This is a genomic window from Geobacter argillaceus (genome assembly GCF_007830735.1).
Classification (GTDB): domain Bacteria; phylum Desulfobacterota; class Desulfuromonadia; order Geobacterales; family DSM-12255; genus Geomobilibacter; species Geomobilibacter argillaceus.
Window position 1 is genome coordinate 1 of record NZ_VLLN01000071.1, and the last position, 1,059, is coordinate 1,059.

General features: G+C 62.0%; 2 protein-coding genes. Both read left to right on the top strand.

What is annotated here, in order from left to right:
• Nucleotides 1-183, top strand: a 183-nt coding sequence (locus JN12_RS20380; RefSeq protein ID WP_281287754.1) for an acyl-CoA dehydrogenase family protein, incomplete at its 5' end; no start/stop codon positions are given.
• A 43-nt stretch (nt 184-226) separates the two neighbouring features.
• On the top strand, nt 227-1,059 hold an 833-nt coding region (locus tag JN12_RS20385), incomplete at its 3' end, for a cyclohex-1-ene-1-carbonyl-CoA dehydrogenase (RefSeq protein WP_145026396.1).

A 1,059-nucleotide genomic window follows, 5' to 3' on the forward strand; every position in this document is an offset into this window, starting at 1 on the left:
GCCTCCGACGCGGCCATGAAGATCACCACCGACGCCATCCAGGTCTTCGGCGGGTACGGCTACATGCAGGACTACCCGGTGGAGCGGATGTTCAGGGACGCCAAGCTGACCCAGATCTTTGAAGGGGCCAACCAGATCCAGCGTCTGGTCATCGCCAGAGAGATCCTGAAAGAGGCCGCCTGATCCGGGTTTGCACGCATTCGCTACTAATCAAGGAGACAGACCAATGAAACACCTGACCGAAGAACAGAGAGTAACGCTGGAAATGGTGCGCGACGTTGCCAACCGGGAAATCGCCCCGCTCGCCCGGGAATTGGACGAAAAATCGCTCTTTCCTGAACATGCCCTGAACCTGTTTGCCCAGCTCGGGCTCTTGAACCCGCTCCTGCCCGCGGCCTATGGCGGCACGGAAATGGGGATCTCGACCGTGGTCCTGATCCTGGAGGAAATCGCCCGCGTCTGCGCCTCCACGGCCCTGCTCTTGATCGGCCAGTTCGACGGCATGCTGCCGATCATCCACGGCGGCAGCCCGGCCCTGAAAGAAAAGTATCTGCCCCGGTTCAGCGGTGAATCGAAACTCCTGACCGCGCTCGGCGCCACCGAACCGGCTGCCGGCTCCGACCTCCTGGCCATGAAGACCCGGGCCGTGCGCCAGGGTGACAAGTACATCATCAACGGCCAGAAATGCTTCATCACCAACGGCTCGGTAGCCGACATCATCGTGGTGTACGCCTACACCGACCCGGAGAAGGGTGCCAAAGGGATCAGCGCCTTTGTCGTGGAACGCGGGACCCCCGGCCTCATCTACGGTCGCGATGAAATAAAGATGGGAATGCGCGGCTCCGTCAACACCGAGCTGTTCTTCGAGAACATGGCAGTCCCGGCGGAGAACCTGATCGGCGCCGAAGGGACCGGGTTTGCCAACCTGATGCAGACCCTCTCCGTCAACCGGATCTTCTGCGCGGCCCAGGCGGTCGGGATCGCCCAGGGTGCACTGGAGATAGCGATGCGTCATGCGCGGGACCGGGTCCAGTTCGGCCAGTCGATAGCGCACCTGGC